Source organism: Variovorax sp. P1_H2, assembly GCF_056405295.1.
Map to the genome: position 1 here is coordinate 67,156 of NZ_JBFUCJ010000009.1, position 26,206 is coordinate 93,361.

The following is a 26,206-nucleotide window of genomic DNA, read 5'->3' on the forward strand; positions in this document are numbered from 1 at the left end:
CGACACAAGGCGCTCGGTCCGCCGACGCCTATTCCTGCTTCAGCCACAGCCGCTGCGCCCCGGGCCCCTTCGCCGCCAGCTTGTCGGCCGGATTGCGCAGCCGGCAGCGGTCGATCGACAGGCAGCCGCAGCCGATGCAATCGTCGAGCGTGTCGCGCAGCTTCTTCAGCTGCGCCATGCGTTCGTCCAGCTCGGCGCGCCAGCGTGCGGAAAGCCGCGCCCAGTCGGCGCGCGTGGGCGCGGCCGAGGCCGGCAGGGCGTCCAGGGCCTCGGCGATGTCCGACAGCGCAATGCCCACGCGCTGCGCGACGCGGATGAAGGCCACGCGCCGCAGCACCGCGCGCGGGTAGCGCCGGTGGTTGCTCAGCGTTCGCTCGCTGCGGATCAGCCCCTTGGACTCGTAGAAGTGCAGGGTCGACACGGGCACGCCGGCGCGCTGCGCCACGTCGCCGACCGAGAGCGTGGAGGAGATGTCTTCGGGCTTGGCCATGGGATGAAAGGAATCGCTTGACCTCAAGTTAAGTTGAGATCCTACAGTGCCTGCCATGAACCTCCACAAGCCATCCTCCGACCGCGTCGCGCAGGCGCTCGATCTCTGTCGCAGCATCGCTGCCTGCCATGACTGCCTCGCACGCAGCGGCGATGCCCACGCGCCGTCGGCGGCCTTGATGCTGCCTTGCTACCAGACGCAGTTCGGGCGGCTGGTGCTGCAGCTGACCCAGGGGGAGGAGGCCGAGCTGGCGTCGGCCCTGCTTCGCATGGCGAACCGCGAGCGAGCCGGCCAGGCAGCCGCGACGGCTCCACCGTCGTGGTGAGTCGCGCCGGGGCATCGCCTGGAAATTCGGCGGCGGATGCCCTAGTCTTGCTGCATCGATCATTCGCGGGGAAACGTCATGAAGCACACTGGCCGGCCATGGCCCGGCGCATGCAGGTCGTTCGCGTTGCTCGCGATCGGCATGCTCGCGGCCACTTCGTCCTTCGCGCTCGAAGGCACGTTCAACCGCCCGACCTACAAGAAGCTCGCGCGCCTCGACCAGTGCTACGTCTGGGGCAGGTACTGCGGCAAGATGGCCGCCGACACCTACTGCCGGGCCCAAGGCTACGAGCGCTCGGTGCGCTTTGACACCGAGCCCGCCCGTCCGACCCGGCTGGCCTCCGACGGCAAGGTCTGCGATGCCGATTTTTGCGTCGGCTTCAAGTCGATCACCTGCTACACCTCGGCGTCGGAGCGAGGCAAGACCGGCAACTGGCCGCGGCGCATCGATTGAGACTGCGATGAGGGCCCGCGGACGCCGCGGGCATGCGCCTCAGAAGAATGCGCGCAGGTAGTTGACCGGCGAGTGGTCGGTCAGGGCCCGGAGCGCGATGGCGTCGGGCTCCGGCGCGGCGCTCATGCGCGCGGCATGCTCGGCCTGGCCCACGATGCGGTCCTTGAGCACGAACGGGGTTTCCGGGTTGTCGTGCCGCAGGCCGTCCTTGTCGATGTAGAGAAGGTGGCCGACGTGGTGGTAGGGCGTGATCCGCGGAGGCAGGGTGGGCACGACGTCGGCGCAGTTCACGATGCGGGTCATCGCGCTCGCCGGCAGCGAGCCGATGAAGTCGATGTCGCCGACACGGGGCGAGCCGATCGTGATGACATGCGTCGGCTCGACCAGGCCGGCGAAGATCGTCGCCATGGCGGCGCCCACGCTGTGGCCGCACAGCAGCAACTGCCTGCGGCCCGAGGCCTCGTTCGCCAGCCACTGCAGCACCTTCGTCTTCAGCGACTCGGCCGCACGGCCGAATCCCGAATGCACATTGCCTTCGGCCCAGGGGCTCGGCAGGAATGCCAGGTCCGCCATGACATCCCTGGGATCGTCGGGCTGGGTTCCGCGATAGGCGAGCATCGCCAAGCCGTCCTGGGCGCGAATCGAGCCAAAGGCGTAGGCGCCCGTGGCCCGGTCGAAAAATGTGACGGGCTCGCCGAAGCCCGCCAGGTGCAGCGCCGCGGTCAGCCTGCACGACGCGTCCAGTTTCGAATCGGCGCGCAGGTAGGCCAGGCGCGCCGCTTCGACTGCAAGCCCCGGGAGCGTGAGGGCTGCATCCGGGTCCTCGACGAAGACCGTGGGCCGCTGCCCGGGATGAAACAGCGCTTCGCGGGATGCGTCGTATTCGATGGATACCTGCGCATCGGCCCCGCTACTCATCGCTTCGCCTCCGTTGTTGTTGAGGCATTGTGTTCTGGCTCGATGGGCGCCCGCCTCATCAATCGGTGGGAGGGCGGGGCGACGGCTGGGCCAGCACCCATTGCGCAAGCCGCTTCGCCTGCTCGTCGCTGACCTGGGTCTGCCTCGGCATGATGACGCGGCCCCAGGTGCCGACGCTGCCGCTTCGGATCTTGCCGGCCAGGCGCGCCGGCGCCGCCGGGTCGTCGCGGTAGCGCGCCGCGACCTGCGCAAAGCCGGGGCCGACCTGCTTGTGCACCAGGCCGTGGCAGGCCATGCAGCTGTTCTCGCGGGCCAGGGCCTGGGCCAGATCCTCGGCGCCTGCCGGAGCGGCGAGCAGCATCGGCAGCAGTCCGCCAAGCATCGGCATCAGGGTTCGATCCATCGTCAAGCGCATCGGCCTGGATTCTGCCCAATTCGTCAGGGGTTCGCTGATGCGCGGCTTGGAAGGGGCGGCACGGCTCTCGTATCCTCCGCTTCCCACCACCTTCATGCGGAGGACGCTTGGCCTATCAACTCCACTACTGGCCCACGATCCAGGGCCGCGGCGAATTCGTCCGCCTCGCGCTCGAGGCCGCCGGTGCCGCCTACGTCGATGTGGCGCGCGAACCGCCGTCGAAGGGCGGCGGTGAGTCGCACCTGGCCCGTCGGCTCGACGACCCGGACAACCCCCGGCCTTCGTTCGCGCCGCCCTTCCTGGTCGACGGCGACATCGTGGTCGGCCAGACGGCGGCCATCCTGCTGTACCTCGGGCCGCGGCTCGGGCTGGCGGGCGTGGGCGAGGCCGATGGGCTGTGGACGCACCAGCTGCAGCTGACCATCGCCGACTGCGTGGCCGAGGCGCACGACACGCACCATCCGCTGTCGACCGGGCTCTACTACGAGGACCAGCGCGAGGCGGCGCTGGCGCGCGCCAAGGCCTTTCGCGAGGAACGCATTCCGAAATTCCTAGGCTGGTTCGAGAAGATCCTGCAGCGCAATCCGTCCGGGGACCTGCATCTGGTCGGCGACGCGCTGACCTACGCCGATCTCTCGCTGTTCCAGCTGGTGGCCGGGCTGCGCTATGCCTTCCCGAAGGCCGCCGCGCGTGCGTTGGCCGACACGCCGGCGGTGGCGAAGCTGCATGCCAACGTGGGCCGCCGGCAGCGGGTGCACGACTACCTGCGGAGTCCGCGGCGGATCGCCTTCAACGAGGACGGCATCTTCCGCGCCTACCCCGAACTCGACGGCTGAGCGGCGGGGCCGCCGTCCGGATCAGCGGGCCGCCGTTTCCGCGGCGGCGACGCCCTTGCGGTAGGTCGTGTACAGGTAGACCGGGATCTCCAGGTCGCCCAGGTGGCGCTCGACCAGCGGCGCGACGTCCTTCCAGTCGAGGCCGCCGACGCCGGTGGCGAGGCGCGGCAGGGCGAGGCTGGCGAGCTTTTCTTCCTCGACCAGCTTGCGCAGCGTCCGCAGCGTGTGGTTGACGCGATCGACCGTCGCCTTGCCCGGCTTGGCGCCGGTGTCGTATGCGGCGTCCTGCGTCATGAGGTTGATCACGCGCTGGCCCTCGGCATTGGTCCATGTCCACAGCTCGCCCGGCTGCGGGTGGCGGGTCTGGCAATAGTGGCGGAAGTCCTTGTACAGCGAGGGCCAGTTCTCGCGCAGCGCCAGCGCGAGGCCGGAACTGAACGAATCGTTGGGCGAGACACCGTGCGCAATGGCCTGTGCCCTGGAAAGAAGAATATCGCCGCTGACTTCATGCAACATGGGTGCTCCTGGATGGTTTGACCGACCATAGCCCGCGCGCCGGCGCCGAGCCCTGACCTGGGTCAAGCAAGCGGAGATCAGTGCTGCGGGCGGGCGCGCTACGGTTCGACGGCCTCGTCGCCGTCCTTGCGCATGCGCAGTGCGGCTTCGTAGAGCGCGTTGCGCGGCGCACCGCTGATCTCGGCCGCGACGCGCACCGCGCTCTTCACGGGCAGTTCGGCCAGCAGCAGGCGCAGCACGCGCTCGCCCTCGGCGCCGTCATCGACGGCCGCGGGCCGAGGGTGCAGCACCAGCGCGAATTCGCCGCGCGTGCGGTCGCGGCTGGCCGCGAACCAGTCGGGCAAGGCCGTGGCGGCGACGGTCGCGATCTCCTCGAACTGCTTGGTGAGCTCGCGGCCGACGGTGACCTTGCGCTCGCCCAGGCTGGCCAGCGAGCGCGCCAGCGCCTCGATGCGGTGCGGCGCTTCGAGCAGCACCACGCTGCGGGATTCGTCGGCCAGCCGCAGCACCGCGGCATCGCGCTCGCCGGCCTTGCTCGGCAGGAAGCCGGCGAACACGAAGCCGCTGCCCGGGTCGCCGGCAGCGACCAGTCCGGCGGCGCCGACCAGGGTGGTCACACTGCTGGCGCCGGGCAGCGGCAGCACCCGGTGGCCGGCCTCGCGCACCGCGGCCACCAGCCGCGCGCCCGGGTCGCTGACGCCGGGCGTGCCGGCGTCGCTGACATAGGCGATGCGCTCGCCCGCGGCCAGCCGCGCGATCACCGCCTGCGCCGCCTCGCTCTCGTTGTGCTGGTGCAGGGCCAGCAGCTGCGCGCCCGGACGGTCGATGCCGTAGGCCCGCAGCAGGCTCTGCGTGTGGCGCGTGTCCTCGCAGGCGACCGCGTCGACCAGTTGCAGGACGTGCAGCGCGCGCAGCGTGATGTCCGCGAGGTTGCCGATCGGCGTTGCGACCACGTAGAGCGTGGCCTGCGGATAATGCTGCGAACCCGCGGCATCTCGCGCGGCGAGCAGGGCGGCGCCGAACGAAGCGGGAGCGATGGAAGTCAATGGCTTATCTCCAGAACAAGGCAGCGGGGCGGACATCGCTGCCGACGACCAAGCAGCGCGGCGACGCGGCCGAAGACGCCGCGCTCGAACACCTGCAGGCGGCCGGCCTCGGGCTGGTCGCGCGCAATTATCGAACCCCCGGCCGGGGCGGCGGCGAGATCGACCTGATCATGCGCGATCCGCGCGACGGCACGCTGGTGTTCGTCGAGGTCCGAAGCCGTGCCGGTGCGACGCATGGCGGTGCCGGCGGCAGCATCACGGGCGCGAAGCAGCGCCGCATCGTCTTCGCGGCGCGGCACTACATCAGCCGCCTGCGCGTGCTGCCGCCCTGCCGATTCGACGTCGTGCTGGTGGAGGCGCGCATCGACTGGATCCGGGGCGCATTCGACGCCGGTTGAGCGGAGGCGCCTCACCTTTTGTTTCAGTCGCCGTTCACAGGCTCGCAGTTATCATCCGGGCCTCATGCTAGAGCAACGGATACAGCAGCACTTCATCGACAGTGCAGACCTCAAATACCAGGCCGGGCCCTTGCTCGGCAAGCCCATCTCTCAAGCCATGCAGGCCTTGCTGGCCTGCGTCACCAGCGGCGGCAAGATCCTCGCGTGCGGCTCCGGCGTGTCCGGATTGCTGGCGGCGCAGTTCGCGGCCCAGTTCGTCGGCCGCTTCGAGCGCGACCGCCCCGAGCTGGCCGCGATCGCGCTGCCCGGCGATCCCACCGACCCGGCCGCCGACACGGCCGAATCGCTCGGCGCCGATCGCTTCGCGCGCCAGGTGCGGGCACTGGGCCAAGCCGGCGACGTGCTGCTGGCGCTGAGCGTCAGCGGCCAGTCGGCCGCGGTGCTGGCGGCGGTCGACGCCGCCCACGCGCGCGACATGACGGTGGTGGCCCTGCTTGGCAACGCCGCACCCTCGGGCGGCGGCACCGGCGGCGCCGTGGGCCGCGCGCTGCGCGAAACCGACGTGCAGGTCTGCGTGCCGCACGAGCGTGCCGCGCGCATCCACGAGGTCCACCTGCTGGTGCTGCACTGCCTGTGCGACGGCGTCGACGCCCAACTGCTCGGCGACCAGGACAGCGACTCGTCCCTGCTCTCGACTTGAGCCCCCGCGCTCGTCACTTCGTGTACTCGCCGAGCAATTCGCGATAGGTGGGCGATTCGCGCAGCAGCCGGCCGCCCAGCGCGCGCAGGCGGTCGACTGCCTCGTCCGACAGCACGAAGCTGGTCGGCAGGTCCATGAAGTAGCGCTGCTCCTTGGGGTCCTCGATGGCGTCGAAGCTGACGTCGATGGCGTCGAAGCGCAGCTTCGGCACCGCGGCCTCTGCCTGTGCCCGCGGCATGCCCGACAGCCGGAGCTCGGCGACCTGGAGTTCGCGCTTGTCGGCCCAGCGTTGTGCAATGTCCTTCAGCAGTTCGACCGATTCGTAGGAGAAGTGATCGATCGGCACGCTCGACGACTGCAGCAGCTGCGAGACGATGCCGGGCGCGCGCGCCCGCTGGTCCCAGTCGGTGGCCGGCGCCGAGCGCGAGTTGACCACCACCACCACGATGCGCCGGATCGATGCGAGCCCCACCTGGCGCTGGAAGTTCGGGCTGGCCTCCAGTTCTTCGAGGGCCTCGAGCAGGCCGCGCAGGCCCAGGTTGTCCGAGACGCCGCCATCGACCACGTGCAGGTACGGCCGGTTCTTGCTGTCCTCGAAGTTCTGGATGTCGCGGTAGCGCAGCAGGGCCCGGCCGGCCGGGCGCGAGGGGCCGCCCGGCTTGGTGACGTCGTAGACCCAGACCGGCATGGTGGCACCGCAGTGGCCGCCGTAGTTGTAGTAGGTGACCGGCGACAGCACCGCGGGCACGGCCGAGGAGGTGGCCGCGGCCCGCGCCAGCCGCACCGTGCCGAGGTCGGAGCACAGCAGGTCGAAGTGGTCCTGCGAGAACGGGAAGCGGGCACCGGTCGAGAGGTCGGTGCCGGTGACCGCGGTCACGGGGGTCGGCTTCTTGAGCAGGTCGGCGAAGGTGGCGCCGTCGAACAGGATCTCGTCGTAGTAGTCGGCGGCCAGCTCGGAGCGTCCGTACAACCCGCTGCCGAGGCTGAACCAGTTGAGCGGATTGAGCGCGCGCCGCGTCAACGCGCCCTGCACGTCGCGCTTCAGGAAGCGCGGCTCGTACTCGGTGAACAGCTGGTCGCCATAGAGCGCGTAGGCCAGCGCGGTGAAGCTGCCGCCCGAGACGCCGGCGATCGCATCCACCTCCGCCAGCAGATTGCGCTGCACGCCCTGGACCACGATGTCGGTGCGCCGCAGCTCCTCGAGCACGCCGTAGGAGAACGCCGCCGCGCGCGTGCCGCCGCCCGAGAAGGTCAGCAGCAAGAGCGTGTGGGGATCGTTGGTGACGCCGTCGAGCGGGCGCTTGAGCATCCGGTTGACCCGGTAGCCGCTGTCGAGGTCGACCTTGGCGATCGGCGGGTTCACCGGCGCCAGCGCATTGCATCCGGCGAGCAGCAGCAGCGCCAGGGTGCCGGCCATCCGTTGCAGGACAGGCGATCGCGCGATGGGTTGATTCACGGTGGCTTCCTTGATCGAACGGGTCGGTATCGATGTCGGACGTGGACCATGCAACATGTGCGCCATCGACCGCGTCGAATTGTAGGCAAGGGGCGCGACATGCCGCTCTCGCGAAGGTCGCGATGACAGCCCGTAACGGAGCGGTGAAAACCCTGGGCTAAACTCGCCGCGGACACAACGCACAGGAAGGCCCGCACCCATGAAGACCACATCCACGCAACGCATCGCAATGGCTTTGGCCGCAGGCGCCGTACTGGTGTCCGGTCTGACCGCCTGCGTGCCGCTGGTGGTGGGCGGGGCCGCGGCCGCCGGTGTCGGCATGGTGGCGACCGATCGCCGCAGCTCGGGCGCGCAAGTCGACGACCAGGCCATCGAGCTGCGGGCCGGCGCTCGCGTGCGCGAGATCGCCAACGACCAGATGTACGTGAGCGTGACCAGCTTCAACCGCCAGGTGCTGTTGACCGGCACGGTCGGCAGCGAGGCCGACAAGCGCCGCGTCGAGGACGTGGTGCGGCGCGTCGACAGCGTGCGCTCGGTGGTCAACGAGCTGGTGGTCGGTCCGCCGACCACCTTCCAGGAGCGTTCCAACGACACCTTCATCACCGGCAAGGTCAAGGCCTCGCTGCTCGATGCCAAGGACATCTTCGCCAACTCGTTCAAGATCACGACCGAGCGCGGCACGGTCTACCTGATGGGCATCGCGACCCGCCGCGAGACCGATCGCGCGACCGACATCGCGCGCGGCGTCGCGGGCGTCACGAAGGTGGTGCGGGTGGTCGAGATCGTCAGCGAAGCGGAACTGCAGAACCAGCTTCAACAGCAGCAGCAGAGTCAGCCAGGAGGCACCGGCGCATCGTCGGGCAGCGCGCCGGCCTCGCGCTCGAGCGTGCCGCTGCCGCCGATGGAGCCGCTGCCCTCGTCGTCGACGCCGCCGGCCGGTGGCCCGGTCACCTCACCGGTGCGCTGAGCCGCTGCAGCGGCGCATCACTTCAGGCGGGTGATCAGGCTGGAGGTGTCCCAGCGACTGCCGCCGGCCTGCTGCACGTCGGCATAGAACTGGTCGACCAGCGCGGTCACCGGCAGCCGGGCGCCGTTGCGCTTGGCCTCGTCGAGCACCAGGCCGAGGTCCTTGCGCATCCAGTCGACCGCGAAGCCGAAGTCGAACTTGCCCTCGATCATGGTCTTGCCGCGGTTGTCCATCTGCCAGCTCTGGGCGGCGCCCTTGCCGATCACGGCCAGCACCTCGTTCATGTCGAGCCCGGCGCGCTGGCCGAAGGCGATGGCTTCCGACAGGCCCTGCACCAGCCCGGCGATCGCGATCTGGTTGACCATCTTGGCGAGCTGGCCGGCGCCGCTCTCGCCGAGCAGCGCGACGGCGCGGGCGAAGGCTGCGATGACCGGCTTGACGCGCTCGAAGGTGGCCGAGTCGCCGCCGCACATCACGGTCAGCGCGCCGTTCTGGGCGCCGGCCTGGCCGCCGGACACCGGGGCGTCGATGAACTGCAGGCCGCGTTCGATCGCCGCCTTCGACAGCTCGCGCGCGACATCGGCCGAGGCGGTCGTGTGGTCGACGAAGACCGCGCCGGGGGCCATGCCGGCAAAGGCGCCGTTCTCGCCCAGCACCACCGAGCGCAGGTCGTCGTCGTTGCCGACGCAGCAGAACACGATGTCGGCGTTCGATGCGGCGCCGTGCGGCGTGGCCGAGTGGCTCACCGACGCCGAGGCCTGTGGAGCGAATTCCTGCTCCCAGTCGTGGGCCTTGCCGGCACTGCGGTTGTAGACCGTGACGTGGTGGCCGGCCAGCGCGAGGTGGCCGGCCATGGGGTAGCCCATCACGCCGAGGCCGAGGAAGGCGACCTTCTGGGAAGGGGTGGAGTCGTAGGTTTTGGGGTTGAGGCTCGTCATGGGGGTACTTTAGCTCGCCCCCAGCTTGCCCCGCACTTCGTTCCGGGGGCGAGTCAAACGATCGCGAAGTGCTCCGTGCCGGCCGAAAGGTCAGTGGTGCGTGCCCGCTGGCTGTTCAGCTTGATCTGCAGGCGCAGGTCGTTGGCCGAGTCGGCGTTGCGGATCGCGTCCTCGAAGCTGATCGCGTTGGCCTCGAACAGGTCGAACAGCGCCTGGTCGAAGGTCTGCATGCCCAGGTTGCGGCTCTTCTTCATGATCTCCTTGATCTCGCCGACCTCGCCCTTGAAGATCATGTCGGAGACCAGCGGCGTGTTCAGCAGGATCTCGACCGCGGCGATGCGGCCGTGGCCGTCCTCGGTCGGGATCAGCCGCTGCGAGACCAGCGAGCGCAGGTTCAGCGACAGGTCCATCAGCAGCTGGGCGCGGCGCTCCTCGGGGAAGAAGTTGATGATCCGGTCGAGCGCCTGGTTGGCGCTGTTGGCGTGCAAGGTGGCCATGCACAGGTGGCCGGTCTCGGCGAAGGCCACCGCGTGCTCCATCGTCTCGCGGTCGCGGATCTCGCCCATCAGGATCACGTCGGGCGCCTGGCGCAGCGTGTTCTTGAGCGCCGCCTCCCAGCTGTCGGTGTCGATGCCGACCTCGCGCTGCGTCACGACGCAGTTCTTGTGCGGGTGCACGAACTCCACCGGGTCCTCGACGGTCACGATGTGGCCGTAGGAATTCTCGTTGCGCCAGTCGATCATGGCTGCCAGCGTGGTCGATTTGCCGGAGCCGGTGGCGCCGACCATGATGGTCAGGCCGCGCTTGGTCATCGCGATGTCCTTGAGCACCTGCGGCATGCCCAGGCCGTCGATGGTCGGCAGCTTGGCCGGAATGGTCCGCAGCACCATGCCGACCTTGCCTTGCTGCACGAAGGCATTGACGCGGAAGCGACCGATGCCGGTCGGCGAGATCGCGAAGTTGCACTCCTTGGTGCGCTCGAACTCGGCCGTCTGGCGGTCGTTCATGATCGAGCGCGTGAGCGCCAGCGTGTGCTGCGCGCCGAGCGACTGGGCCGACACCTTGGTGATCTTGCCGTCGACCTTGATCGCGGGCGGGAACTCGGCGGTGATGAACAGGTCGCTGCCGTTGCGGCTCACCATGAGCTTCAGCAGGTCGTTGATGAACTGGCTGGCTTGATCGCGTTCCATGACGGTACTCCGGTGCGGCTGCTGCAGGGCTGCGGGGTCAGCCGGGGAAATTCTCGGGGATCTTGGCTTTTCCGCGCGCTTCCGTGGTGGAAATGACACTGCGCCGCACCAGGTCGGTCAGGTTCTGGTCGAGCGTCTGCATGCCCTGGCCGCTGCCGGTCTGGATCGACGAATACATCTGCGCCACCTTGCCCTCGCGGATCAGGTTGCGGATGGCGGGTGTGCCCAGCATGATCTCGTGCGCCGCCACGCGGCCCTGGCCGTCCTTGGTCTTGCACAGCGTTTGCGAAATCACCGCCTGCAGCGACTCCGACAGCATGGCGCGGATCATTTCCTTTTCCTCGCCCGGGAAGACGTCGATGATCCGGTCGATGGTCTTGGCCGCCGACGAGGTGTGCAGCGTGCCGAACACCAGGTGGCCGGTCTCGGCCGCGGTCATCGCGAGGCGGATGGTCTCGAGGTCGCGCATTTCGCCCACGAGAATCGCGTCGGGGTCTTCACGCAGCGCGGAACGCAGCGCATTGGCGAAGGACAGCGTCATCGGCCCGACCTCGCGCTGGTTGATCAGGCACTTCTTGGAGTCGTGGACGAACTCGATCGGGTCCTCCACCGTGAGGATGTGGCCGTATTCGGTTTCGTTCAGGAAGTTGATCATCGCCGCCAGCGTGGTCGACTTGCCCGAGCCGGTGGGGCCGGTGACCAGCACCAGGCCGCGCGGCTTGAGCGCCAGATCGCCGAAAATCTTCGGCGCGTTGAGCTGCTCGAGCGTGAGGATCTTCGACGGAATGGTCCGGAACACCGCCGCCGCGCCGCGCGACTGGTTGAAAGCGTTGACGCGGAAGCGCGCCAGGCCGTCGATCTCGAACGAGAAGTCGACTTCCAGGAATTCTTCGTAATGCTTGCGGTGCGTGTCGCTCATGATGTCGTACACCATGGCGTGCACGGCCTTGTGGTCCAGCGCGTCGACATTGATGCGGCGGACGTCGCCGTGGACACGGATCATGGGCGGCAGCCCGGCCGAGAGGTGCAGGTCGGACGCCTTGTTCTTGACGCTGAAGGCGAGCAGTTGGGTAATGTCCACGCAGTTCCTCGGTGACGTTTTGATACGACTTTGAAGATTATGACGATGATTGGCGACAAGCTCCAGCAAGTTCGGACCCGGATCGTGATCGCCTGCACGGCCGCTGGACGCGATCCGGCGAGCGTGCGCTTGCTCGCGGTGTCCAAGACCTTCGACGCCGAGGCGGTGCGCGCCGCCCATGCCGCGGGCCAGACTGCCTTCGGCGAGAACTATGTCCAGGAGGGCGTGGCCAAGATCGAGGCGCTGGCCGATCTGCGAGACCGGCTCGAATGGCACTGCATCGGCCCTCTGCAGAGCAACAAGACACGGGTGGTGGCCGAGCATTTCGATTGGGTGCACAGCATCGACCGCCTGAAGATCGCCGAGCGCCTGGCCGGGCAGCGGCCGGCGCACCTGCCGCCGCTGCAGGTCTGCCTGCAGGTCAATGTCGACGGCGGTGCCAACAAGTCCGGCGTGTCGCCGGAGGAGGCCCTGGCGCTGGCGCGGGCCGTGGCGGCCTTGCCACGTTTGCGGCTGCGCGGGCTGATGGCGATCCCGGAACCGGCGCCGGATTTCGAGGCGCAGCGGGCGCTGTTCCTGCGCGCGGCGGCCGTTTTCGAGGAGGTCCGGGCGGCGGGGATCGAGGTCGACACCTTGTCGCTGGGGATGTCGGCGGACCTCGAAGCCGCGGTCGCCGCCGGTAGCACCATGGTTCGTATCGGCGCCGCGATCTTCGGTCGGCGCTAGGGGCCTGCAATCAATGGAGCCAAACCATAGATGCCGCCAAGTGCACAGCGCCCAGGACGGCCGCGACGGTCTTGTCGTAGCGCGTAGCGCGTGGCGATAGCGCGGTAGCTTCAAGCGAGCCATCGCGCGGCACGTAGGCCGATGTGCTGCTTGACATGCAGGTGTTTGCCTGCATATAATTCCCTCACGCACAAACACCACAGATGGACGCTGACAAAGTTTTCAAGGCGCTGGGCGACCCGACACGCAGAAAGCTGCTCGACCTGCTGTACGAGCAGAACGGGCAGACGCTGGGCGAGCTCTGCGAGCACCTGGACATGGCGCGGCAATCGGCCACGCAGCACATCGGGATCCTCGAGGCGGCCAATCTGGTGAGCACGGTGTGGCGTGGCCGGGAGAAGCTGCATTTCATCAACCCGGTGCCGCTGCACGAGGTCTACGAGCGGTGGGTGCGGAAATTCGAACGCCAGCGGCTCGGCCTGCTGCACGACCTGAAGAAAGAACTCGAAGGAGAGTAACGATGAGCAAAGAGAAGACCAGCTTCGTCTATGTGACCTACATCCGCTCGACGCCGGGAAAGGTGTTCGAGGCCATCACGAAACCGGAGATCGCGCGGCGCTACTGGGGCCACGAGAACGTCTCCGACTGGAAGCCCGGATCGAGCTGGGAGCACGTGCGCGCCGACGAGCAGCGCACGGTCAACGTGGTCGGCAAGGTGGTCGAGGTCGCGCCGCCGACGCGCCTGGTCATCACGTGGGCGAACCCCTCGCAGGCCGCCGATCCGGCCAGCTACAGCCGCGTGAGCTTCGACATCGCGGCGTACGAGGAAATGGTGCGGCTGACCGTGACCCACGACGAACTCGAGGCCGGCAGCGGGATGGCCAAGGGCATCCAGCAGGGCTGGCCGATCGTTCTTTCCAGCCTGAAGTCCCTGCTGGAAACGGGGCAGGGCATCGATGTCTTCGCCAAGCCGAAGGCGGCCTGAACCGGGAGCCGTTCATGACCCAGCCCTACACCGGCGGATGCGCGTGCGGCGCGATCCGCTACGCAACGAAGCACGCGCCCGTCTTCCAGAACCACTGCCAGTGCCGCGACTGCCAGCGGCGCAGCGGCACCGGGCACGGCTCCTACCTGACCTTTCCGGCGCGCGCCGAGATGACGATCACCGGCGAGGCGACGCACTGGAAGGTCGCGGGCGACAGCGGCAACGTGAAGGTCCACGTCTTCTGCCCGGTCTGCGGAACGCCGGTCTTCCTGCGCTTTGCCGCGATGCCGGACCTGATCGCGGTCCATGCGGGCAGCCTGGACGACCCGGGCCGCTTCGTGCCGCAGGTCCTCACCTACAGCGTCCGCGGGTTGGCGTGGGACGCCATCGATCATTCGTTGCAGGCATTCGAGCGGATGCCGTCCGGCTAGGCGGCCCGGGGCCTTTCGCATGGCGCAGGCCGGCCATTCGCCCGGGTTCCAGCGCTTCCGACCACGGCAGCACGGCGATCAGGTTCGTCAACTGCCTGCTGGGGCAGGGCGAGCGGATTCCGCTGGTCATGAAGGAAGGCGTGGTCGAGTTCGACGAACTGCGCTAGCTAGGACGGCGGCGCGAGCGGCCCCGCCGGCTTCTCGCTTCGAACCAGCCCCTCAGGTGTGTCGGGCCGCGGCCTGTTCGCGGCGCAGCTCGGCGACTGGGCGTCCGCCCACGCCCCAGTTGTCGAGATCCACCTCGTCGATCACCACGAAGGTGGTGGCCGGGTCCTTGTCCAGCACGCGCACCATCAGCTCCGTGGCGCCGGCGATCAGCTGCTGCTTCTGTTCCTGCGTCACGCCTTCGCGCGTGATTTCAATCTTGATGTAGGGCATGTGATGTCACCAGTCGTTGCTGGGCGAATCTCACCAGTGGCCTGCGGCCTGGCCGCCGTCGACATGAAGGATCTCGCCCGTCACGAACGCAGCCTTCTCGAGGAACAGCACCGCGTCGACGATCTCTCCGATTTCGCCCATGCGGCCCAGCGGATGCAGGCCGTCGAGCGTGGCGTGGGTCTCCGCCGGATGCATCGGCGTCTTGATGATGCCGGGCGAGACCGCATTCACGCGAATGCCGCGCGGCGCGTACTCGATGGCCAGCGACTTGGTGGCGGCGTTCAGGCCGCCTTTGGTCATCGACGCGAGAACCGACGGTACGCCGTTGATCGGCTGCTCGGCGAGACTCGTCGTGATCTGGACGATGTGTCCCGAGCCCTGCGCTTCCATCCGCTTCAGGGCCAATTGACTGATGTGGAAGAAGCTGGCCAGGTTGGTGCCGATGTTCGCCGCCCAGTCTTCGCTGGTGAACTGGGTGAACGGCTTGGCCGTGAAGATGCCGGCGTTGTTGACCAGCGTGTCGATGCGGCCGAAGCGATCCACACCCTCGCTGAAGATCCGGTCGGCCGTCGCGCGCTCCGCGGCGTCGCCGGCGATCGCCAGGATGTCCGGATCGGGGCTGGCGCCAATCGAGCGCGAGTTGGCGACGACCCGGAAGCCGGCCTTGCGATAGGCCTTGACGAGCGCTGCACCGATGCCGCTGGAGGCGCCTGTGATGACGGCGACCTTGGAAACGTTGGAGGTCATGAGAACAGTCCTTTGAAGTGGAGGGTTGACAGACCTCGGCGAGCTGCTGGATCTGTTGCATCGACTTTATTGATGTTCTTTGTTGGCTTAAAGTAGGGAAAGAGAACATCTATGAGTACATGATGTAATGAATCCAGCGAATCAACGGACCGACACCCCATGAACCGACAGTTCGACGACGTGATGCTCGGCAGCATCGAACTGTTCTGCCTCGCCGCCGAGCAAGGCAGCTTCACGGCCGCGGCGGCGACCGCATCGGTGACGCCTGCGGCCGTCAGCCGTTCGGTCTCGCGGCTGGAACAGCGGCTCGGCGTGCGGCTCTTCACGCGGACGACGCGCCAGATGCGCCTGACCGAGGCGGGGCGCGGGTATTTCGAGCAGTGCCGGCAGGCTCTGAACCAGCTGGTCGAAGCCGAACGGGAGGTCAGCGGCCACCAGCTCGCGCCGTCCGGCCTGCTGCGCATCAGCGCGCCGACCACCTATGGCCACTACCGCCTGCTGCCGCTCGTGCCGGCATTCCGCGAGCGCTATCCGGAGGTGAAGGTCGAGGTCAACGTCAGCAACCGCAACATCGACTTCGCGGAAGAGGGCTACGACCTGGCCGTACGGGCCCGGGCGACGGGCGACTCGACACTGGTGGCGCGGCATCTGGAGGACACGCCGCTGGTCGTCGTCGCTTCGCCCGACTACCTGAAGCGCCACGGAAAACCATCGACCCTCGATGACCTGCGGGCCCATGAGTGCATCCAGTTCGAACTGCCGAGCAGCGGACGCACCGTCCCGTGGCAGTTCCGGCAGGACGGGCAGGACCTCGATCTGCAGACCGCCGGCGGCTATGCATGCTCGGACGACGTGGTCGCCGGCGCCACGCTGGCGCGCTGCGGCGCGGGTGTGTTCCAGGTCTATCGCTTCGTGGTCGAGGAGGACTTGCGCACGGGCCGGCTGGTCGAATTGCTGAAGGACTTCAGCGGCCGGTCGCGGCCGCACAGCCTGTTGTATCCGCACCGGCGTTTCGTGCCGTTGCGGGTGCGCGTGTTCGTCGACTATCTGCTCGGCCAGCGTTCGGCATGGACGCAGGCGCAGCCCTAGCCGGGCAGCGGAATCCGCGCGCTGCTCTTCACTTCTTCCATCACCGCATAGGTCCGCGTCTCGCGCACGCCGGGCAGTTGCCACAGCACCGTGCCGGCGAAGTCGCGGTAGGCCGCCATGTCGGCCATGCGGGTCTTGAGCAGGTAGTCGAAGCCGCCCGCCACCATGTGGCATTCCATGATCTCGTCGCGCACCTGCACCGCGGCCTTGAACTCGTCGAACACATTGGGCGTGGTGCGGTCGAGCAGCACCTCGACGAAGACCGTGAAGCCGCGGCCCAGCTTGTGCGGGTCGAGGCGGGCCTCGTAGCCCAGGATGAAGCCGTCGCGCGCCAGGCGCTGCACCCGGGCCAGCACGGCCGTCGGCGAGAGCGCGACGGCCTCGGCCAGCTTGAGATTCGAAATCCGGCCGTCTTCCTGAAGAACCTTCAGGATTTTCATATCAATGCGGTCGAGATCGGTGGCTGATTCGTTGGTCACTAGCGAATTATCCGGTTGGGTCGCAAACTTTGGTGAATAACTCGGCGCAGGAAAGCGGAGCATCGCTGCCATCGACCACCCGGAGTTCTCGCCATGCGCCTGCCCAGCCCCTACCGGCCCGAAGCCGACATCGTCGCGCACCGCCTCGCCTCGCTGAAGGGCGCCCTCGACTGGGCGTCTATCGTGCCCCTCGCCACGCCCTGGGTGCGCGCCGTGCGCCACAGCCCGCCGCCGTTCTGGGCCATGGAGAGCCTGTTGCGCGAGTACCCGATCTCGAGCGCCGAGGGCCTGGCGCTGATGCGGCTGGCCGAGGCGCTGCTGCGCGTGCCCGACGCCGAAACCGCCATTGCGCTGACCGCCGACCAGCTGGGACGCGCCAACTTCGAGAGCAGCGCTGATTCGACCCTGGCGCGGCTGTCGTCCTCGGCGATCGCGTTGTCGAAGAAGTTCCTGCCCGGCGCGGAGGCCGAACCGGGCCTGATGGCCAGGCTGGGCGCCCGCACCGTGGTCGCCGCGACCCTGCGCGCGGTGCAGCTGCTGGGGCGCCAGTTCGTGCTCGGCCAGACCATCGAGGAGGGCATGGCCGAGGCCCGTTCGGCGCACAGGAGGCAGGCCGCGCTGCGCTTCAGCTACGACATGCTGGGCGAGGGCGCGCGCACCGACGCCGATGCGCTGCGCTACCTCGAAAGCTACGTCAACGCGATCCACTCGATTGCCGCCGGCGCCGACCCCGACGGCACCCCGGAGCAGAACGACGGCATCTCGATCAAGCTCAGCGCGCTGCATCCGCGCTATGAGGACGCCCAGCACGAGCGCGTGATGCGCGAGCTGGTGCCGCGCGTCTGGCAGCTGTGCGTGCTGGCGGCCGACGCCAAGCTCAATCTCACGATCGACGCCGAGGAGGTCGACCGGCTCGAACTCTCGCTCGACGTGTTCGAGGCGCTGGCCGGGAAGGTGGCGGCCGAAAAGCCGCAGTGGCGCGGCTTCGGCCTGGCGATGCAGGCCTACCAGACGCGTGCGCTGGAACTCATCGAGCACGTGGCCGGAATCGCCCGCAAGCACAAGCTGCGGCTGATGTGCCGGCTGGTCAAGGGCGCCTACTGGGACGCCGAGATCAAGCGCGCCCAGGAACTCGGGCTGCCGCACTACCCGGTCTTCACGCACAAGCACCACACCGACCTGAGCTACCTTGCCTGCGCGCGGGCGCTGCTGGCGGCGCCCGACGCGATCTATCCGCAGTTCGCGACGCACAACGCGGGCACCATCGCGGCGATCCTGCGGATGGCGGGCGATACACCGTTCGAGTTGCAGCGGCTGCACGGAATGGGCGAGGGGATCTACCGCGAGGTGATGAAGAGCACCACCGTGCCGGTGCGCGTCTACGCCCCGGTCGGCCGCCACAAGGACCTGCTGGCCTACCTGGTTCGCCGGCTGCTCGAGAACGGCGCCAATTCCTCGTTCGTGAACCAGCTCGGCGACGAGTCGGTCGGCATGGACGCGCTGCTGGTCTCTCCGCTGTGGCTCGACCGCCAGGCCTCGCTGCCGCTGCCGCCCGAACTCTACGGCCCGGCGCCCGCGCGGCGCAACAGCAGCGGCGTCGACCTTGCGGTGGAATCGATGCGTGCCCCGCTGTTGGCCGCCTACGCCGATGCCGTGGTGCCGGTGGTGCCTGAATTCGATGCGCAGCGGGCCGAGGAGGCCCTCTCGACCTCGGTCGCCGCCTACCGCGGCTGGACCCGCACGCCGGTGGCGCAGCGCGCCGCCGCGCTGCGCCATGCGGCCGATGCGCTGCAGGCCGAGCTGCCGCGCTTCTGCGCCCTGCTGGTCAAGGAGGCCTTCAAGACCTGGGGCGACGCGGTGGCCGAGGTGCGCGAGGCGGTCGATTTCCTGCGCTACTACGCCGACGAGGCCGAGCGGCTGATGCAGCCGGTCGCGCTGCCCGGACCGACCGGCGAGAGCAACGAGCTGCGCCTCACCGGCCGCGGCCCCTGGGTCTGCATCAGCCCCTGGAATTTCCCGCTGGCGATCTTCGTCGGCCAGGTGGCGGCCGCGCTGGCGACCGGCAACACCGTTCTGGCCAAGCCGGCCGAGCAGACCCCGGCCGTGGCGTTGGAGGCGGTACGGCTGCTGCATGCCGCCGGCGTGCCGGGCGGGGCGCTGCAGCTGCTGCACGGCCCGGGCGAGACCGTCGGCGCCGCGCTGGTGGCGGCGCCCGGCGTGGCGGGCGTCGTCTTCACCGGATCGACCCAGGTGGCGAAGATCATTCACCGTGCGCTGGCGGCCAAGGACGGCCCGATCGTGCCGTTGATCGCCGAGACCGGCGGCATCAACGCGATGCTGGTCGACTCCAGCGCGCTGCCCGAGCAGGTGGTCGATGCCGTGGTGCAGAGCGCCTTCCGCTCGGCCGGCCAGCGCTGCTCGGCGCTGCGCCTGCTGCTGGTGCACGAGCAAATCGCCGAGCCGGTGATCGAGATGATCCGCGGCGCGGCGAAGGAGCTCCGCGCCGGCGATCCTGCCGCGCTGGCGACCGACGTCGGCCCGGTGATCGACCGCGAGGCCTTCGAGAACATCCAGCGCCACCTCCGGCGGCTGGATGCGGAGGCCAGGGTGCTGGTCGCACCGACCGCCACTGCCGTGGCCGAGAACCTGATCCCGCCCCACGCCTTCGAAGTGCCCGGCGTCGACCGCGTGACCGCCGAGATCTTCGGCCCGGTGCTGCAGGTGGTGCGCTGGTCCGGCGAGCCGCAGGCCGTGATCGACGCCATCAACCGGCTCGGCTTCGGGCTCACGCTGGGCATCCAGACCCGGATCGACAGCCGGGCCCTGATGCTGGCGGCGCGGGCCCATGTGGGCAACGTCTACGTCAACCGCAACATCATCGGTGCCGTGGTCGGGGTCCAGCCTTTCGGTGGCGAGGGGCTCAGCGGGACCGGTCCGAAGGCCGGCGGCCCCCACTATCTGCTTCGCTTCTGCGCGGAGCAAACGCTCACCATCAACACCACCGCCGCGGGCGGAAATGCGGCCTTGCTTGCCGCCATCGCATAACCGCCAAAGCAACGTGCATAGGCATGGCGCGGCGGGCGCCGCGCGACTATCGTGGCGCCTGTCCGTTCAACACCAAGGATCCCATGAGCTCCGAACTCTCCTACGTCCATCCGACCGCCAACAGCCCCTGGGGCACCTACCTGTCGCAGGTCGATCGCGTCGTCCCCTACCTCGGCGGCCTGGCCCGCTGGGTCGAGACCCTCAAGCGCCCGAAGCGCGCGCTGATCGTCGACGTGCCGATCGAGATGGATGACGGTTCGATCGCCCATTTCGAGGGCTACCGGGTGCAGCACAGCCTGTCGCGCGGCCCGGGCAAGGGCGGCGTGCGCTTCCACCCCGACGTCACGCTCGAGGAAGTGATGGCGCTGTCGGCCTGGATGACGGTCAAGACCGCCGCGGTCAACCTGCCGTACGGCGGCGCCAAGGGCGGCATCCGGGTCGACCCGAAGAAGCTGTCGCTGAAGGAGCTGGAAAAGGTCACGCGCCGCTATACCAGCGAGATCGGCATCATCATCGGCCCGCACACCGACATCCCGGCGCCGGACGTCAACACCAATGCCCAGATCATGGCCTGGATGATGGACACCTACTCGATGAACGTCGGCGGCACCGCCACCGGCGTCGTCACCGGCAAGCCGCTGCACCTGGGCGGCTCGCTGGGCCGGGTCAAGGCCACCGGCCGCGGCGTCTTCGTGACCGGCCGCGAGGCGGCGCGCCGCCTCGGGCTCGACCTGCGCGGCGCCCGCATCGCGGTGCAGGGCTTCGGCAACGTGGGCTCGGTGGCAGCCGAGCTGTTCGCCGAGGCCGGCGCGAAGATCGTCGCGGTGCAGGACCACACCGGCACCATCGTCAACGAGCAGGGGCTCGACCTCGCGAAGCTGGTGCCGATCTCGCGCACCGACGGCGTGGTCGGCTTCAAGGGCGGCGAGGTGGTCGACAACGAGGCCTTCTGGGACGTCGCCTGCGACATCTTGATCCCGGCCGCGCTCGAAGGCCAGATCACGGCCGAGCGGGCCGAGAAGACCAAGGCCAAGCTGGTGCTCGAAGGCGCCAACGGCCCGACCGTGCCGACGGCCGACGACGTCCTGGCCGAGCGCGGCGTGCTGGTGGTGCCCGACGTGATCTGCAACGCCGGCGGCGTCACGGTCAGCTACTTCGAGTGGGTGCAGGACTTCTCCTCCTTCTTCTGGGACGAGGACGAGATCAACGTGCGGCTCGACCGCATCATGATGAACGCGCTCAACCACATCTGGGACACCGCCGACAAGCACAAGATCACGCTGCGCACCGCCACCTATGCGGTGGCCTGCGAGCGCATCCTGATGGCGCGCGAGGAGCGCGGCCTGTACCCATGAGCCGCACGGCCGCTCCGAAGGCGAATACCGAAGCGCTGCTGCGCGAAGGTACTCCAGTGAGCCGCACGGCCGCTCCGAAGGCGAATACCGAAGCGCTGCTGCGCGAAGGTCCTCCAGTGAGCCGCCGGGCCGCTCCCAAGGCGTACACCGCAGCGCGCAGCGCGGAGGTTCCTTGATGCCCGCGTTGCCTGCCGCCGAGCTGGCGCGCATCGAGGCCTTGCTGGCCGGCGGCGGGCGCCGCCTGCTCGGGCTGGTCGGCGCGCCGGGCTCGGGCAAGTCGACCCTGGCGCGGGCGCTGCTCGAGGCCCTGCCGGGCCGCGCCCAGGTCGTGCCGATGGACGGCTTCCACCTGGCCAATGCGGAGCTGCAGCGGCTGGGCCGGGCCGGCCGCAAGGGCGCGCCCGACACCTTCGACAGCGCCGGCTACGTGGCCTTGCTGCAGCGCCTGCGGGCCCAGCCGGCCGGCGAGACCGTCTATGCGCCCGAGTTCCGCCGCGAGATCGAGGAGCCGGTCGCCGGGGCGATCGCGGTGCGGCCGGACACCCGCCTGGTCATCACCGAGGGCAATTACCTGCTGTTGGAGGAGGGCCCCTGGGCCCGGGTGGCGCCGCTGCTCGACGAGATCTGGTACGTGGACGTCGACGATGCGCTGCGCCGGGAGCGCCTGCTGCTGCGGCACCAGCAGTTCGGCCGCAGCCGCGAGGCGGCGCTGGCCTGGGTGGCGCAGACCGACGAGCCCAACGCGCAGCGCATCGCCGCCACGCGGCTGCGGGCGCAGCACGTCATTCGCTTCGACGCCTGAGCGGGGAACGCTGGAGCGCCCGGCCTGTCCAAGGCTGGGCCGCGCTCCCGCGGCTTGCTAGCATTCAGCACTCCGCCCAACCCATGCCTGCCATGCGCTTTACGTCCTGCCGCGCCGCCGCCACCGCGCTGCTGCTGCTTTCGTCCCTGGTCGCCGGCTGCAGCCTGAGCACGCCGCACCGCGTGTCCTACGAGCCGGAAGGGTTCGATTCCACGACCACCCACACGCGCAGCTACGCCGCCAACGAGGCCCAGACCTGCGAGGCGGCCCGGCGCGCGCTGCTGAGCCAGGGCTACATGGTGACCACGGCCAATGCCGACCAGGTGACCGGCCGCAAGAGCTTCCAGCCGGCCGCCGAGGTGCACGTGGAGGTGGAGTTCCGGGTCGTCTGCGCGCGCGAGAGCAATGGCCGGAGCGGGGGGCGCAGCACCATCGCCTTCGCCAGTGCGCTGCAGGACCGCTACGGCATCAAGAAGGTCAACAACTCGGCCACCGTCGGCGTCGGCGCGCTCGGCTCGCTGTCGCTGCCTTTCAGTTCGAGCGACGACGCGCTGGTCAAGGTGGCGAGCGAGACACTGACCGACGAGCGCTTCTACGACCGCTTCTTCTCGCTGATCGACCGCTTCCTGCCGGCCGCGGCGGAGGGCAAGCCGGTCGAGGCCTCGCCGGTGTCGACGCCGCCGCCGCTGATCGAGGCGCCGCTTTCGCCGGTGCCGCCGTCGCCGTCGCGCGGCTGAGGGGCTCCAGGCGGGCAGGCCGCGTCAACGCGCCAGGGTCGACTTGCCGAACAGGCTTTCGATCAGCTCGACCGCGATCTCGGCCGTCCGGTTGCGCACGTCCAGCGCCGGATTCAGCTCCACCACGTCGAGCGAACCGAGCCGTCCGGTGTCGGCGACCATTTCCATGCAGAGTTGCATCTCGCGCCAGGTCGGGCCGCCGCGCACGCCGGTGCCGACGCCCGGGGCGTAGTCCGGATCGAGGCAGTCGAGGTCGAAGCTCACGTGCAGGTGGGTGTCGTCATCGACGTCCTGCAGCGCCTCGGTCATCGTGGTGCGCATGCCGTGCTCGTCGATGTGGCGCATGTCGAAGACACCGAGGCCGAGCGCCCGGATCGCCGATTTCTCCTCGGCATCGACGCTGCGGATGCCCAGGAAGCGGATCGCGTCGTGCGCCAGCGCCGCCGGCTCGCCGCTCCAGCCGGTGAGCGCCGCCGGCCCGTGGCCGAGCAGGCAGGACACCGGCATGCCGTGCAGGTTGCCGCTCGGGCTGGTGGTCTCGGTGTTGACGTCGGTATGGGCGTCGAGCCACAGCACGCGCAGTTTCTGCCGCCGCTGGCGCACGTGCCGGGCGATCGCGCTGATGGAGCCGACCGCGATGCAGTGGTCGCCGCCCAGCAGCACGGGGAGTTGCCTGGCTTCCAGCGCCTGGTCGACCGCGTCGTAGACCAGGCGGTTCCATGCGATCACCTCGGGGAGGTGGTGCAGCCCCTCGGCCGGCGCCTCCCACGGCGTGCCCGGACCGGCCAGGTTGCCGCCGTCGATCACCTCGAAGCCGAGACCGGCCAGCGTGTTGGCGATCCCGGCCACCCGCAGCGCGTCGGGCCCCATGCCGGCGCCGCGGGTGCTGGCGCCGATGTCGGTCGGTGCGCCGATCAGTCGAAGGGTGCGGGTCATGCGCGGGTCTCCTGTTGCACGGATCAGCCGCTACGGTAGCGCACGCCCATGGCAAAGAGCAATCCGAACGAATTCCAGGAACACCGCGGAACCGGCTTTGCCGGGCCGCTGGTGTTGCCCCCGGCAGGGGGTGGGCGGGCGACACGAAGTGAGCCCAACCTGGGGGCGAGCGACCTCTAGGGGCGGGGCATCTTGCAGTCCGTTCCTTGCGCCAGCTCGTTGCCGGTGTAGATCGCATCGGTGCGGAAACCGTACTGGGTGCCTTCCCAGCCGACCTTGACCGCCTTGCCGTCGACCGGCGCGATCGTGTTGACCACCTGCGGCAGCAGCAGCTGGTGGTCTTCGGCGCGCATGCGCACCGGGCCGACCACCGAGTCGAAGCTCAGGTCTTCCATGGCCAGCGCCACCCTGGTGGTGTCGGTGCTGCCGGCCTTGTTGATCGCGGCGGCCAGCAGGCGCGGCGTCATCTCGATGCGGGGCGCCAGGAAGTCCTTGCCGGTCTTGGCCTTGTAGCTTCTGGCGAGCGCATCGACCTTGGGCGAATCGGCCTGGCCGGGATGCCATTCAGCGACCCAGGTCAGCCGGCCCAGCCGGGCCTGCGACACCGCCAGCACCGTGCCCGGCACCGAGCCGGCGCTGTGGTTGTAGTAGTGCAGGTCGTAGCCGGCATCGCCTGCGGCCTTGAGCAGCAGCGTCATGTCCTGGCCCCAGTTGCCGGTGATCACCGAATCGGCGCCCGACTGCTTGATGTTGGCGAGGTAGGGCGCGAAGTCCTTCACCTTGCCGATCGGGTGCAGCGTCTCGCCGACGAACTGGATGTCGGGCCGCGCGAGGCCGACCAGCTGGCGGCCGTAGCTGGCCCATTGCTTGCCGTGCGCGTAGTCCTGGTTCAGCAGGTAGACCTTCTTGACCTCGGGCGTCTTCTTGATCGTGTTGGCGATCGCCTTCATCTTCATCGCCGTGTTCGCGTCGGTCTGGAAGTGCCAGAAGCTGCAGGACTTGCCGGTCAGGTCGGGGTCGATCGACGAATGGTTCAGCACCAGCAGCTCCTTGCCCGGATTGCGCTGGTTCCAGCGGTTGACCGCCTGCACCAGTGCGCTGACCACCGAGGAGCCCGAGCCGCCGGTGACGATGGCGCGCGCACCCTGGTCGATGGCCGCCTGCAGCGCGCTCTGGCTCTCCTGGGCCGACAGCTTGCTGTCGAACTGCAGCAGCTGCAGCTGGGTGCCGCCGAGCACGCCGCCCTTGGCGTTGATGTCCTCGATCGCATATTGCGTGTGCGTGAGCATCAGCTCGCCGACGTTGGCGAAGGGGCCGGACAGGGGATCGATGTAGGCGATCTTGTAGGTCTGCTGGGCATGGGCGGCGCCGGCGGCGAGCAGGGCGGCGGCCGCGAGGGGCGCAAGCGGGCAGGGGAAGGTCATGGAGTCTCCGGTTCTTGGGGAAAGAAGAGTGGCGCGGCGCAGGCCGTGCGCTCGCGCAGCCCGAGCACCCGCCAGGCCAGCTTGCTGAGCTCGGCCACCACCTCGTCGGGCGTGAGCCGGCCGTCGGGCCGGTACCAGCTGTAGAGGAAGCCCGGCAGGCTCAGCGCCGCGAAGGCGGTGATCTTGGTTTCGCCGAAGTCGAGGTCGCCGTCGCTGCGGGCCTGCTCGAGCAGCGGAAAGAGCTGGTCGTAGAAGTGATGGGCCAGTTTCTTCTGCGCCGCGATGTACTCGGGCCGATAGACCTGCGGCTCCTTGTAGGCGAAGAAGGCGCAGGGGTGGTGCGCCACCGTCGCGCGAATGAGCCGCTCGATGCCGTCCTTGACCTTGTCGACCGCGCGGCGATCGTCGCCGGCGGCGAAGTCCATGGCGGTGAAGCAGTCGACCGCGGGCCGCCACGACAGCGTCTCGAAGATCTCCTGCTTGTCGCGGAAGTAGTAGTAGACGAAGGGCTTCGTGACGTCGAGCGCGCGCACGATCTGCGCCATCGTGGTGTTGGCGTAGCCTTGCGCGGCGAACAGCTGCGCCGCCGCCTGCAGGATGCGCTCTCGCTGGACGTCGGTGCCGGCCGTGGCGGCGCGCTGCCGGCCGCTGCCCTGCGGAAGGTCGCTGCGCGGGGAGGGCGCATCCTCGCGCCCAGAGGGTTTGTGCGGTGTCGCCGAAGTTATACCCATGGGTAGGATCTTGGTGCACCATGCTGCGCTTGGCAAGCGCCCGAGTTCTATCGATAACCCTGAGAGACTGACGCCATGGAGACAAGCGCCCTTCGCGAACTTCCCGATCGTCCGCAGCAGCCGCTGCACGAGTACCTTCGCACCCATGCGCGCGAGCGCGGCGGGCACCCGGCCTGCCTCTGGTACGGCCACGCGATGAGCTATGCCGAACTCGACGCGGCCAGCGACGCCTTCGCGGCCCGGCTGCAGGCCGTCGGCGTGAAGAAGGGCGAGCCCGTGGTGCTGTTCCTCAACAACTGCCCGCAGTACCTGGTCGCGCACTTCGGCATCCAGAAGATCGGCGCCATCGTCTGCCCGAGCGGGCCGCTCAACAAGGAGCACGAGCTGGCCTACCAGCTCAACGACCTGCAGGCGCGCGTGATCGTCGCCGCCTCGTCGCTGCTGCCGGTGGTCGACAAGGTGCGCGCGCAGAGCGCGCTCGCGCACGTGTTCGTGGTGCACTACGCCGACCTGCTGCCGGCGGCGCCCGCGCTCGACCTGCCGGCCGAACTG

At 69.0% G+C, this 26,206-nt stretch carries 31 protein-coding genes; 16 read left to right on the plus strand and 15 right to left on the minus strand.

Annotated features, from left to right (window positions below):
• Positions 1 to 28: 28 nt before the first annotated feature.
• Positions 29 to 490: a redox-sensitive transcriptional activator SoxR gene (gene soxR, locus AC1D2E_RS05640; RefSeq protein ID WP_478196492.1), complete on the minus strand. Its 462-nt coding sequence runs from the start codon at positions 488 to 490 to the stop codon at positions 29 to 31.
• 55 nt (positions 491 to 545) lie between these two features.
• On the opposite strand from soxR, the gene AC1D2E_RS05645 reads away from it, so the two are divergent.
• Both AC1D2E_RS05645 and AC1D2E_RS05650 read left to right on the plus strand, forming a co-directional pair.
• Positions 546 to 815, plus strand: coding sequence for a hypothetical protein (locus AC1D2E_RS05645; RefSeq protein ID WP_478196493.1), 270 nt, complete (start codon positions 546 to 548; stop codon positions 813 to 815).
• Positions 816 to 893: 78 nt separating this feature from the next.
• On the plus strand, positions 894 to 1,268 hold the full coding sequence (locus AC1D2E_RS05650; protein ID WP_478196494.1) for a hypothetical protein: 375 nt from the start codon (positions 894 to 896) through the stop codon (positions 1,266 to 1,268).
• A 39-nt stretch (positions 1,269 to 1,307) separates the two neighbouring features.
• On the opposite strand, the gene AC1D2E_RS05655 is transcribed toward AC1D2E_RS05650, so the two are convergent.
• On the minus strand, positions 1,308 to 2,186 hold the full coding sequence (locus tag AC1D2E_RS05655; RefSeq protein ID WP_478196495.1) for a lipase family protein: 879 nt from the start codon (positions 2,184 to 2,186) through the stop codon (positions 1,308 to 1,310).
• Positions 2,187 to 2,244: 58 nt separating this feature from the next.
• Positions 2,245 to 2,589, minus strand: coding sequence for a c-type cytochrome (locus tag AC1D2E_RS05660; RefSeq protein WP_478196496.1), 345 nt, complete (start codon positions 2,587 to 2,589; stop codon positions 2,245 to 2,247).
• A 119-nt stretch (positions 2,590 to 2,708) separates the two neighbouring features.
• Between AC1D2E_RS05660 and AC1D2E_RS05665 the strand changes: the two genes are divergently transcribed.
• Positions 2,709 to 3,437, plus strand: coding sequence for a glutathione S-transferase (locus tag AC1D2E_RS05665; RefSeq protein ID WP_478175167.1), 729 nt, complete (start codon positions 2,709 to 2,711; stop codon positions 3,435 to 3,437).
• A gap of 21 nt (positions 3,438 to 3,458) precedes the next feature.
• Here the strand turns inward: AC1D2E_RS05665 and AC1D2E_RS05670 are convergent, their stop codons facing one another.
• Positions 3,459 to 3,953, minus strand: coding sequence for a macro domain-containing protein (locus AC1D2E_RS05670; protein WP_478196497.1), 495 nt, complete (start codon positions 3,951 to 3,953; stop codon positions 3,459 to 3,461).
• A 98-nt stretch (positions 3,954 to 4,051) separates the two neighbouring features.
• A complete protein-coding gene (rsmI, locus tag AC1D2E_RS05675) occupies positions 4,052 to 4,999 on the minus strand; it encodes a 16S rRNA (cytidine(1402)-2'-O)-methyltransferase (RefSeq protein ID WP_478175165.1) in 948 nt (315 codons plus the stop codon).
• Here rsmI and AC1D2E_RS05680 point away from each other — a divergent pair.
• Both AC1D2E_RS05680 and AC1D2E_RS05685 read left to right on the plus strand, forming a co-directional pair.
• A complete protein-coding gene (locus AC1D2E_RS05680) occupies positions 4,999 to 5,397 on the plus strand; it encodes a YraN family protein (protein ID WP_478196498.1) in 399 nt (132 codons plus the stop codon). The two genes, rsmI and AC1D2E_RS05680, sit on opposite strands and share 1 nt — an antisense overlap.
• 64 nt (positions 5,398 to 5,461) lie before the next feature.
• A complete protein-coding gene (locus tag AC1D2E_RS05685) occupies positions 5,462 to 6,097 on the plus strand; it encodes an SIS domain-containing protein (RefSeq protein WP_478196499.1) in 636 nt (211 codons plus the stop codon).
• 13 nt (positions 6,098 to 6,110) lie between these two features.
• On the opposite strand, the gene AC1D2E_RS05690 is transcribed toward AC1D2E_RS05685, so the two are convergent.
• The gene (locus tag AC1D2E_RS05690) at positions 6,111 to 7,553 is read right to left on the minus strand and encodes a patatin-like phospholipase family protein (RefSeq protein WP_478196500.1); all 1,443 of its coding nucleotides are present in this window, start codon (positions 7,551 to 7,553) and stop codon (positions 6,111 to 6,113) included.
• A gap of 199 nt (positions 7,554 to 7,752) precedes the next feature.
• On the opposite strand from AC1D2E_RS05690, the gene AC1D2E_RS05695 reads away from it, so the two are divergent.
• On the plus strand, positions 7,753 to 8,520 hold the full coding sequence (locus tag AC1D2E_RS05695) for a BON domain-containing protein (protein ID WP_478196501.1): 768 nt from the start codon (positions 7,753 to 7,755) through the stop codon (positions 8,518 to 8,520).
• A gap of 17 nt (positions 8,521 to 8,537) precedes the next feature.
• Here the strand turns inward: AC1D2E_RS05695 and AC1D2E_RS05700 are convergent, their stop codons facing one another.
• The 3 genes from AC1D2E_RS05700 to AC1D2E_RS05710 are packed head-to-tail and all read right to left on the minus strand — an operon-like array spanning position 8,538 to position 11,729.
• Positions 8,538 to 9,458 carry an NAD(P)-dependent oxidoreductase gene (locus tag AC1D2E_RS05700; RefSeq protein WP_478196502.1) on the minus strand — a complete coding sequence of 307 codons (921 nt, stop codon included), beginning with the start codon at positions 9,456 to 9,458 and terminating at the stop codon, positions 8,538 to 8,540.
• A 53-nt stretch (positions 9,459 to 9,511) separates the two neighbouring features.
• A complete protein-coding gene (locus AC1D2E_RS05705; RefSeq protein WP_478196503.1) occupies positions 9,512 to 10,648 on the minus strand; it encodes a PilT/PilU family type 4a pilus ATPase in 1,137 nt (378 codons plus the stop codon).
• 37 nt (positions 10,649 to 10,685) lie between these two features.
• On the minus strand, positions 10,686 to 11,729 hold the full coding sequence (locus tag AC1D2E_RS05710) for a type IV pilus twitching motility protein PilT (RefSeq protein ID WP_478196504.1): 1,044 nt from the start codon (positions 11,727 to 11,729) through the stop codon (positions 10,686 to 10,688).
• A gap of 39 nt (positions 11,730 to 11,768) precedes the next feature.
• Between AC1D2E_RS05710 and AC1D2E_RS05715 the strand changes: the two genes are divergently transcribed.
• The 4 genes from AC1D2E_RS05715 (at position 11,769) to AC1D2E_RS05730 (ending at position 13,871) form a co-directional block, all read left to right on the plus strand.
• Positions 11,769 to 12,455, plus strand: coding sequence for a YggS family pyridoxal phosphate-dependent enzyme (locus AC1D2E_RS05715; RefSeq protein ID WP_478196505.1), 687 nt, complete (start codon positions 11,769 to 11,771; stop codon positions 12,453 to 12,455).
• A gap of 203 nt (positions 12,456 to 12,658) precedes the next feature.
• A complete protein-coding gene (locus AC1D2E_RS05720) occupies positions 12,659 to 12,973 on the plus strand; it encodes an ArsR/SmtB family transcription factor (RefSeq protein WP_478196506.1) in 315 nt (104 codons plus the stop codon).
• Between the two features lie 2 nt (positions 12,974 to 12,975).
• Positions 12,976 to 13,440: an SRPBCC family protein gene (locus AC1D2E_RS05725; protein WP_478196507.1), complete on the plus strand. Its 465-nt coding sequence runs from the start codon at positions 12,976 to 12,978 to the stop codon at positions 13,438 to 13,440.
• A 14-nt stretch (positions 13,441 to 13,454) separates the two neighbouring features.
• A complete protein-coding gene (locus AC1D2E_RS05730; RefSeq protein ID WP_478196508.1) occupies positions 13,455 to 13,871 on the plus strand; it encodes a GFA family protein in 417 nt (138 codons plus the stop codon).
• Positions 13,872 to 14,090: 219 nt separating this feature from the next.
• Here the strand turns inward: AC1D2E_RS05730 and AC1D2E_RS05735 are convergent, their stop codons facing one another.
• Positions 14,091 to 14,309, minus strand: a complete 219-nt coding sequence (locus tag AC1D2E_RS05735) for a 2-hydroxymuconate tautomerase family protein (protein WP_478196509.1) — start codon at positions 14,307 to 14,309, stop codon at positions 14,091 to 14,093.
• 30 nt (positions 14,310 to 14,339) lie between these two features.
• A complete protein-coding gene (locus tag AC1D2E_RS05740; RefSeq protein WP_478196510.1) occupies positions 14,340 to 15,056 on the minus strand; it encodes an SDR family NAD(P)-dependent oxidoreductase in 717 nt (238 codons plus the stop codon).
• Positions 15,057 to 15,215: 159 nt separating this feature from the next.
• Between AC1D2E_RS05740 and AC1D2E_RS05745 the strand changes: the two genes are divergently transcribed.
• On the plus strand, positions 15,216 to 16,145 hold the full coding sequence (locus tag AC1D2E_RS05745) for a LysR family transcriptional regulator (RefSeq protein ID WP_478196511.1): 930 nt from the start codon (positions 15,216 to 15,218) through the stop codon (positions 16,143 to 16,145).
• Here the strand turns inward: AC1D2E_RS05745 and AC1D2E_RS05750 are convergent.
• On the minus strand, positions 16,142 to 16,624 hold the full coding sequence (locus tag AC1D2E_RS05750; RefSeq protein WP_478175146.1) for an Lrp/AsnC ligand binding domain-containing protein: 483 nt from the start codon (positions 16,622 to 16,624) through the stop codon (positions 16,142 to 16,144). The two genes, AC1D2E_RS05745 and AC1D2E_RS05750, sit on opposite strands and share 4 nt — an antisense overlap.
• A 93-nt stretch (positions 16,625 to 16,717) precedes the next feature.
• Between AC1D2E_RS05750 and AC1D2E_RS05755 the strand changes: the two genes are divergently transcribed.
• The 4 genes from AC1D2E_RS05755 to AC1D2E_RS05770 all read left to right on the plus strand — a co-directional run bounded on the left by AC1D2E_RS05755 (position 16,718) and on the right by AC1D2E_RS05770 (position 22,563).
• Entirely contained in the window at positions 16,718 to 19,669 is a 2,952-nt protein-coding gene (locus AC1D2E_RS05755) for an L-glutamate gamma-semialdehyde dehydrogenase (RefSeq protein ID WP_478196512.1), read from the plus strand.
• 83 nt (positions 19,670 to 19,752) lie between these two features.
• On the plus strand, positions 19,753 to 21,024 hold the full coding sequence (locus AC1D2E_RS05760) for a Glu/Leu/Phe/Val family dehydrogenase (protein WP_478196513.1): 1,272 nt from the start codon (positions 19,753 to 19,755) through the stop codon (positions 21,022 to 21,024).
• Between the two features lie 175 nt (positions 21,025 to 21,199).
• On the plus strand, positions 21,200 to 21,826 hold the full coding sequence (locus AC1D2E_RS05765) for a nucleoside/nucleotide kinase family protein (RefSeq protein ID WP_478175143.1): 627 nt from the start codon (positions 21,200 to 21,202) through the stop codon (positions 21,824 to 21,826).
• Positions 21,827 to 21,918: 92 nt separating this feature from the next.
• Positions 21,919 to 22,563 carry a DUF2242 domain-containing protein gene (locus AC1D2E_RS05770; protein WP_478196514.1) on the plus strand — a complete coding sequence of 215 codons (645 nt, stop codon included), beginning with the start codon at positions 21,919 to 21,921 and terminating at the stop codon, positions 22,561 to 22,563.
• Between the two features lie 24 nt (positions 22,564 to 22,587).
• On the opposite strand, the gene rocF is transcribed toward AC1D2E_RS05770, so the two are convergent.
• The 3 genes from rocF to AC1D2E_RS05785 all read right to left on the minus strand — a co-directional run bounded on the left by rocF (position 22,588) and on the right by AC1D2E_RS05785 (position 25,654).
• Positions 22,588 to 23,499 (minus strand): arginase, encoded by a 912-nt coding sequence (rocF, locus tag AC1D2E_RS05775; protein WP_478196515.1) that lies wholly within the window; start codon positions 23,497 to 23,499, stop codon positions 22,588 to 22,590.
• A gap of 176 nt (positions 23,500 to 23,675) precedes the next feature.
• Positions 23,676 to 24,923 carry a branched-chain amino acid ABC transporter substrate-binding protein gene (locus AC1D2E_RS05780; RefSeq protein WP_478196516.1) on the minus strand — a complete coding sequence of 416 codons (1,248 nt, stop codon included), beginning with the start codon at positions 24,921 to 24,923 and terminating at the stop codon, positions 23,676 to 23,678.
• Positions 24,920 to 25,654 (minus strand): TetR/AcrR family transcriptional regulator, encoded by a 735-nt coding sequence (locus AC1D2E_RS05785; RefSeq protein WP_478175139.1) that lies wholly within the window; start codon positions 25,652 to 25,654, stop codon positions 24,920 to 24,922. The genes AC1D2E_RS05780 and AC1D2E_RS05785 overlap by 4 nt, the downstream gene beginning before the upstream one ends.
• A gap of 75 nt (positions 25,655 to 25,729) precedes the next feature.
• Here AC1D2E_RS05785 and AC1D2E_RS05790 point away from each other — a divergent pair.
• Positions 25,730 to 26,206: AMP-binding protein (locus AC1D2E_RS05790; RefSeq protein WP_478196517.1), on the plus strand; the 477-nt coding region annotated here is incomplete at its 3' end.